Here is a 6,208-nt window from a genome sequence, read left to right as displayed (position 1 = left end):
TTTTCTTGATACAAGTTGTATCAAGCTTGTAACAACAGCTAAAACGGAAGTGGGTAAAACCCTTATTTCTACTTGCTTTTTGGGACTTATAAACTTGTAACAAGCTTGTTACAAGTTGTTACACCAATGCACCACTTTTTGCAAGTTCTTGTCACAGGTTAAACCTTGATTTAATAGGCTTTTGGAGGGACTTGTAACAAGGAAAAGTTTGTGAAAAAGTACCTTTTTCCTTTAGGCCTTACATTTTGGTGAGGGTGATTTTTGAAAAATCCTACCCATGCCTTCGAAAAATTTTTGAAGAAATTTGGTTGAAGGCTAGCCTACCCTTTGGATTGAATAGAAGAATCCTCTACCACCTTTTTGGATTGAGAACAAATAAAAATGACGAAGCCTTGATCGACTTTTCGGATTGAGAACAAATAAAAATGACGAAGCCTTGATCGACTTTTCGGATTGAGAACAAGAAACCTTGCCCCCTTCTTTTGGATTGCGAACAAAAATAATGATGAAGCCTTGCCCATTTTTTTGGATTGAGAATGGAAAAAAAAGATGGAAGCTTGCCAATCTTTTTGGTTTAAGCAGAAGAATTTTTGATGAAACCTTACCCACCTTTTTGGATTGAGATTGAGAAATAATGATGAAGCCTTGCCCATCTTTTTGGTTTAAGCAGAAGAATTTTTGATGAAGCATTACCCACCTTTTTGGATTAAGAACAAAAAATAATGATGAAGCCTTGCCTATTTTTTTGGATTGAGAACGAAAAAAAGAGATGGAGGCTTGCCTATTTTTTTGGATTAAGAACAAAAAATAATGATGAAGCCTTGCCTATTTTTTTGAATTGAGAACGAGAAATAATGATGGAGCCTTGCCTACACTTATATAATGAACAGGAATATTTTTGATGAAGTACTCGAAATATTTTTGACCTAACCCAAGCGAATGAACTAGACGAAGTGGAAGATAGTTTAGCTAAGACGGAGAATAAATGAAGTAAGGATATCATGCTGACACGACATACGCGTAAAATAAAAGTCCGCTTGTCCACAGGTTACGTTTTCTCTTCACTGTTCTGGACAATATTGGAGAATATTCAACAGCTGGTTCTGTTGCATTAGCTACTCCAGAAGATCATATTAATTTTTTGACGATTGTAAGACCAAGGGGTCTTTATACTCTTTTTTCCATCTTTTTGTTTTCGATCTAATCGAGAAGGATATAAAGTGGCATGATAGACAGTTAATACTTAAAAATGTCTAAAAAAGCAGTGAGTTTAATAGAAATAGTTATCCACATTTAGAGGTATGAATAATTCAGGTGTATTCGTGAATCCATAAAATCTCCATAAAATCTCCATAAATTGTCAGTAAAGTTAAGGAAGCGGAAATAGAAAAAGGATTAGACTTTGAAGAGGATTTTGTTGTAATGGAAGTATGTAATCCTAAAAAAGCAAAAGAAGTTATGGGAAAAAATATCCATATCGGCTATGTTCTACCGTGTAAAATGGTTGTTAGAGAAAAAAATAATCAGACATATATTGGTATGACACGTCCGGAAGTCTTAATCGATTTATTCGATGATTTCAATTTGAATGAAATTGCCAAAGAAGTTGAGGGGACACTTAGACAATCAATAGAATCGACTGTTTAAAAAAAGTAATTAAAGCTGTCTTAAATTGTATTTAGGATGACTTTTTAGTTGAGTAATAGATGAATAAATATATTCTGAGAACGATAAGGATGATCAAATGAATAAAAACAGAAAATGGTATACAATTATAATCATTTCTATGCTCCTGCTTATAGTGTATGTTGGTTACTTTTTCATAAATTCAGGAAGGGGGCTTGAAAGGGTGGATAATCCCAACAGACAAGCAGTTGATTCGGGAATAATGAATAATACAAAAGATGAAAAAAGAAATAAGTTGCCTATTCCGCCCCTACTAGAGGATAAAAATCCTGAAGAAGGAAAAGCAGAATTTGATTTGAATGTACAATATGGAAAAAAGGAATTCATTGAAGGACAGGAAACTGAAACGTTAGGTTACAATGGTGATTATTTAGGCCCTATTATAAGAGTGGATAAAGGTGACGACGTAAAAATCAATGTAGCGAATACACTGGATGAGCCGACAACGGTTCATTGGCATGGATTAGAAGTCCCTGGAGAGATGGATGGTGGCCCCCATCAAGTCGTAGACCCGAAGTCAAGCTGGCAGCCTTACTTTACAATTGATCAACCGGCTGCAACGCTTTGGTATCATCCACATCTGCTGCATAAAACAGGTGAACAAGTTTACAAAGGATTAGCTGGCCTTCTCTATATAGAAGATGAAAAATCTAAAGAATTGAACATACCTAAAGAATATGGCGTCAATGATATTCCTCTTGTCGTACAGGATAAACGGTTTACACAGGATGGACAGATTCCCTATGAGTTAGGTATGAGAGATGTGATGGATGGATTTAAGGGAGACACTGTACTGGTCAATGGAGCAATCGCACCTGAACTGGATGTGAAAAGTGAAGTTGTTCGACTCAGACTTTTAAATGGTTCGAATGCACGTGCTTACGACTTTAATTTCAGCGATAATCTTGCGTTTTATCAGATTGCTTCTGACGGAGGCTTTTTAGAAAACAGTATAGAAATGCATGAGGTATCCCTGGCGCCAGCTGAAAGAGCCGAGATACTCGTAGATTTTTCAGATTACAACACAGGTGATAAAGTCGTTTTGAGAGATGGCAGCTATGAAGTGATGACGATAACTATTACAGAAGAATCTGACAGCTCCAGCAGTATACCTGAAGAACTGGTCGACATCGTTCAATATGACAGAGATGACGTCGTGACGACCCGTGACTTTGTCATGAGTGGTATGGGACCCATGGTGGCTATAAACGGTAAGCAAATGGATATGGATAGAATAGATGAATACCTGAATTTAAATGAACTGGAAGAGTGGGTCGTTACTAATGAGTCTGCTGGAATGGGAATGATGAGCGGCGAGACGCCACATCCTCTTCACGTCCATGGCGTACAGTTTCAAGTGATTGAAAGAAATGGAGGAGAACCGCCTTTAAATGAACAAGGATGGAAAGATACGGTGATGGTAGAAAGTGGAGAAGAAGTAAGGCTTTTAGTTAAGTTCAAGCAGAAAGGTTTGTTCATGTATCATTGTCACATATTGGAACATGAAGACGCGGGTATGATGGGTCAATTTTTAATTGAATAAATAGATAAGAGAGTAATGGAGATGGCAAAATGTACGATGGAGTTTGTTCTGGAATAATAGGCAGTGGATTTTTATGGCCGATACCAGTGGTGCTTGTGTTTTTGATTGGTTTGTCCATGATCATGATAGCCAAAAATAATAGACAGAAAAAACGACCGATAGAGAGTTCTTCGCTGGAAATTTTAAATGAAATATATGCCAGGGGAGACATCGATGATCAAGAATATAGTCGGCGTAAAAAGATTTTGGACCTGTAAACTAGATAAAAATAGTTACTTCTAAATATTTTAAATGATATAAAAGTTAGCTGTAAAATATGTCCATGCAACCGCTTTGAAGAGGTGAAAGATTGGCTGGGGATAACAACAAAATAAAAAATAGATACAATCGCGTATCAAAAATATATGATCTCATGGAAAAACCGATGGAATCTATGCTGATGGATGATTGGAGAAAAGAATTATTCGAAAAATAGAAGGAAAAAAATATTGGAAGTCGGTGTGGGCACAGGTAAAAATTTAGAGTTTTATTCGACAGATAAAGAAGTCACCGGAATAGACTTCAGCGAAAAGATGTTAGAAAAGGCTAAAAATAAGAGTAAAGATAAGGATCATGTCACGTTAATGGAAATGGATGCAGAAAACATGACTTTCGAAGATAATACATTCGATACAGTGGTCACCTCCTGCGTGTTTTGCTCTGTTCCTGATCCTGTTAAAGGATTAAAAGAAATACGAAGAGTCTGCAAGAATGGCGGCAAGGTTATTATGTTGGAACATATGCGAAGCAACAAGCCAGTTGTTAGAAAAATTATGGATCGTATCAATTTTATCCCCCTGCATATTTGGGGCGCAAATATCAATAGACAAACCTTGAAAAATTTACAAGAAGCAGGCTTCAATAAAGAGGATACTACCTATAAGAATGTATGGAGCGACGTTGTAAAAATTATAGGAATAAGGAATAAAAAATAACCTGAACAATTCATACTTTTCGTTGAAACATGTGCCAACGAAAAGTATGAATTATTCAGGAAAAAACTTAAGGAAATAATCAAGAGGAATAAAACCATGTTTGCTGATTTGGACGAGATTGATAAAGATATGATCATTGACTATACAATAGCTGGGATTATAGTTGTATATCAAACTTGGTTTAGAAACAATCAGAACGTGTCTATTGATGAGATTTCAGTTAAGCTTTCTGAACTTTCTGCAAATGGATTCAATTATTTCATTAAAGGCTAATGTGAGAAGAGAAAAGAGGTAAGATGATGTCAGAATTTATTTTAAGTTCTTGTTCGACTGCAGACTTAACAGAAAAGCACTTCAACATTCGTGGTATAAATTATGTTTGTTTTCATTTTATGGTAGATGGAAAAGAATATAAAGATGATCTTGGTAAGTCGATTTCATATGACGATTTTTATAAAGCAATGAGTAATGGGGCTGAGACGAAAACATCACAAGTAAATGTAGGAGAGTTTGTAGATTACTTTTCTTCGTTTCTGAAAGAAGGGAAGGATATTTTACACGTATCACTGTCTTCAGGATTATCTGGAGTATATAATTCAGCGTGTGCAGCAAAGCAACTATTGGAAGCGGAATATCCGGATCGAAAAATATACATCGTTGACTCTCTTGCGGCATCGTCTGGTTATGGTTTATTGATGGATAAACTGGCAGATCTAAGGGACGACGGATACACACTTGAACAGTTGTATGACTGGGTAGAAAATAACAAACTGAATCTACATCATTGGTTTTTTTCGACTGATTTATCTTTTTATGTTAAAGGAGGAAGAATCTCAAAGACATCTGGATTTGTTGGAACAACATTTAAAATCTGTCCATTGTTAAATATGGATGAAAATGGAAAATTAACTCCTCAACAAAAAGTAAGAGGTAAGAGACGTGTAATTAGTTTAATTGTAGATAAAATGAAAAATCATGCTATTAAAGATCTTGAATATTCTGATAAATGTTATATATCTCATTCTGCTTTTAATTCTGAAGCTCAAGAAGTCGCGAGATTAATCGAGGAATCATTTCCTAACTTGAAGAACAAGGTTGAAATAAATAATGTTGGAACTACAATAGGTTCACATACCGGTCCAGGAACTGTGGCACTCTTCTTCTGGGGAGACTCAAGAAAAAATAGATGAAACCTTTAAACTTCCCACTTCACATATTATTTTGCATCGATAGCTAAGCTACAACACACATAGAGTGCGTGGTTTCGATACGTCGGGACGATACCTAGAAATCCTTAGATTCCAGCACTTTGAGCGATTTATCACGTTCATTGATACTAAGGACAAAAGTCTTTATAAAGAGATCAAAAACCGGGTGCTGGTGTCAGTAGTGATCGAGGTCGTATAAGGGGACACGTTATTACATGCTGGCAAACAAAATTAACCGTTCACCGAAGTAAAAAGAAACTAGATCCACAGCACATACTATTTTGGGTTCTGTTGCAAAGTCTTAAATCTACTATCAAATAAGGTAGAATAATAGAAAAAGATAGCAGGAGGAATGACGATTTATCGTTGGGTGCAAGAATATGGCAAACTACTCTATCAAATTTGGAAAAAGAAAAATAAAAAATCCTTTTATTCATGGAAAATGGATGAAACGTACATCAAAATTAAAGGAAAATGGCATTATTTGTATCGAGCCATCGATGCAGATGGTTTAACCTTGGATATTTGGTTACGTAAAAAACGGGACACACAAGCAGCCTATGCTTTTCTTAAGCGGTTAGTGAAGCAGTTTGATGAACCGAAGGTTGTAGTCACAGATAAAGCCCCCTCTATTACAAGTGCCTTTAAGAAACTAAAAGAATACGGCGGCTTTTATCAAGGGACAGAACATCGTACCATTAAATACCTGAATAATTTGATTGAACAAGACCATCGTCCAGTAAAGAGACGCAATAAATTCTATCGAAGTTTACGCACTGGGTTCTGTTGCAAAGTTT

Annotated in this window: 8 protein-coding genes and 1 pseudogene; 8 read left to right on the top strand and 1 reads right to left on the bottom strand. The window is 35.9% G+C overall.

The features are described 5' to 3' along the window. Positions 1 to 315 precede the first annotated feature (315 nt). Positions 316 to 690, bottom strand: coding sequence for a hypothetical protein (locus ABS911_RS13760; protein WP_350468028.1), 375 nt, complete (start codon positions 688 to 690; stop codon positions 316 to 318). A 666-nt stretch (positions 691 to 1,356) separates the two neighbouring features. Here ABS911_RS13760 and ABS911_RS13755 point away from each other — a divergent pair. From ABS911_RS13755 to ABS911_RS13720, 8 genes and pseudogenes are all read left to right on the top strand, one after another. Then, the gene (locus tag ABS911_RS13755; protein WP_350468030.1) at positions 1,357 to 1,647 is read left to right on the top strand and encodes a DUF302 domain-containing protein; all 291 of its coding nucleotides are present in this window, start codon (positions 1,357 to 1,359) and stop codon (positions 1,645 to 1,647) included. Between the two features lie 202 nt (positions 1,648 to 1,849). After that, a complete protein-coding gene (locus tag ABS911_RS13750) occupies positions 1,850 to 3,229 on the top strand; it encodes a multicopper oxidase family protein (protein ID WP_350468027.1) in 1,380 nt (459 codons plus the stop codon). A 29-nt stretch (positions 3,230 to 3,258) separates the two neighbouring features. Further along, the gene (locus ABS911_RS13745; protein ID WP_350468026.1) at positions 3,259 to 3,486 is read left to right on the top strand and encodes an SHOCT domain-containing protein; all 228 of its coding nucleotides are present in this window, start codon (positions 3,259 to 3,261) and stop codon (positions 3,484 to 3,486) included. A gap of 92 nt (positions 3,487 to 3,578) precedes the next feature. Continuing rightward, positions 3,579 to 3,704: a hypothetical protein gene (locus ABS911_RS13740; RefSeq protein ID WP_350468031.1), complete on the top strand. Its 126-nt coding sequence runs from the start codon at positions 3,579 to 3,581 to the stop codon at positions 3,702 to 3,704. Then, positions 3,673 to 4,203, top strand: a complete 531-nt coding sequence (locus ABS911_RS13735; protein WP_350468025.1) for a class I SAM-dependent methyltransferase — start codon at positions 3,673 to 3,675, stop codon at positions 4,201 to 4,203. The genes ABS911_RS13740 and ABS911_RS13735 overlap by 32 nt, the downstream gene beginning before the upstream one ends. A gap of 12 nt (positions 4,204 to 4,215) precedes the next feature. Continuing rightward, positions 4,216 to 4,476 carry a TetR-like C-terminal domain-containing protein gene (locus ABS911_RS13730; RefSeq protein WP_350468029.1) on the top strand — a complete coding sequence of 87 codons (261 nt, stop codon included), beginning with the start codon at positions 4,216 to 4,218 and terminating at the stop codon, positions 4,474 to 4,476. 26 nt (positions 4,477 to 4,502) lie between these two features. Continuing rightward, entirely contained in the window at positions 4,503 to 5,393 is an 891-nt protein-coding gene (locus ABS911_RS13725) for a DegV family protein (RefSeq protein ID WP_350468024.1), read from the top strand. Positions 5,394 to 5,766: 373 nt separating this feature from the next. Beyond that, positions 5,767 to 6,208: pseudogene (locus ABS911_RS13720) on the top strand (IS6-like element IS1216 family transposase); the annotation flags it as partial.

The organism is Carnobacterium sp., assembly GCF_040274425.1.
Note: the sequence above shows the minus strand (reverse complement) of the source record. Positions and strands in the feature narration are given on the sequence as shown.

Coding starts and splice junctions, on each gene's coding strand:
- ABS911_RS13725 (WP_350468024.1), top strand. CDS start 4,503: ATGTCAGAATTTATTTTAAGTTCTTGTTCGACTGCAGACTTAACAGAA.
- ABS911_RS13760 (WP_350468028.1), bottom strand. CDS start 690: ATGCTTCATCAAAAATTCTTCTGCTTAAACCAAAAAGATGGGCAAGGC.
- ABS911_RS13735 (WP_350468025.1), top strand. CDS start 3,673: ATGATTGGAGAAAAGAATTATTCGAAAAATAGAAGGAAAAAAATATTG.
- ABS911_RS13745 (WP_350468026.1), top strand. CDS start 3,259: ATGTACGATGGAGTTTGTTCTGGAATAATAGGCAGTGGATTTTTATGG.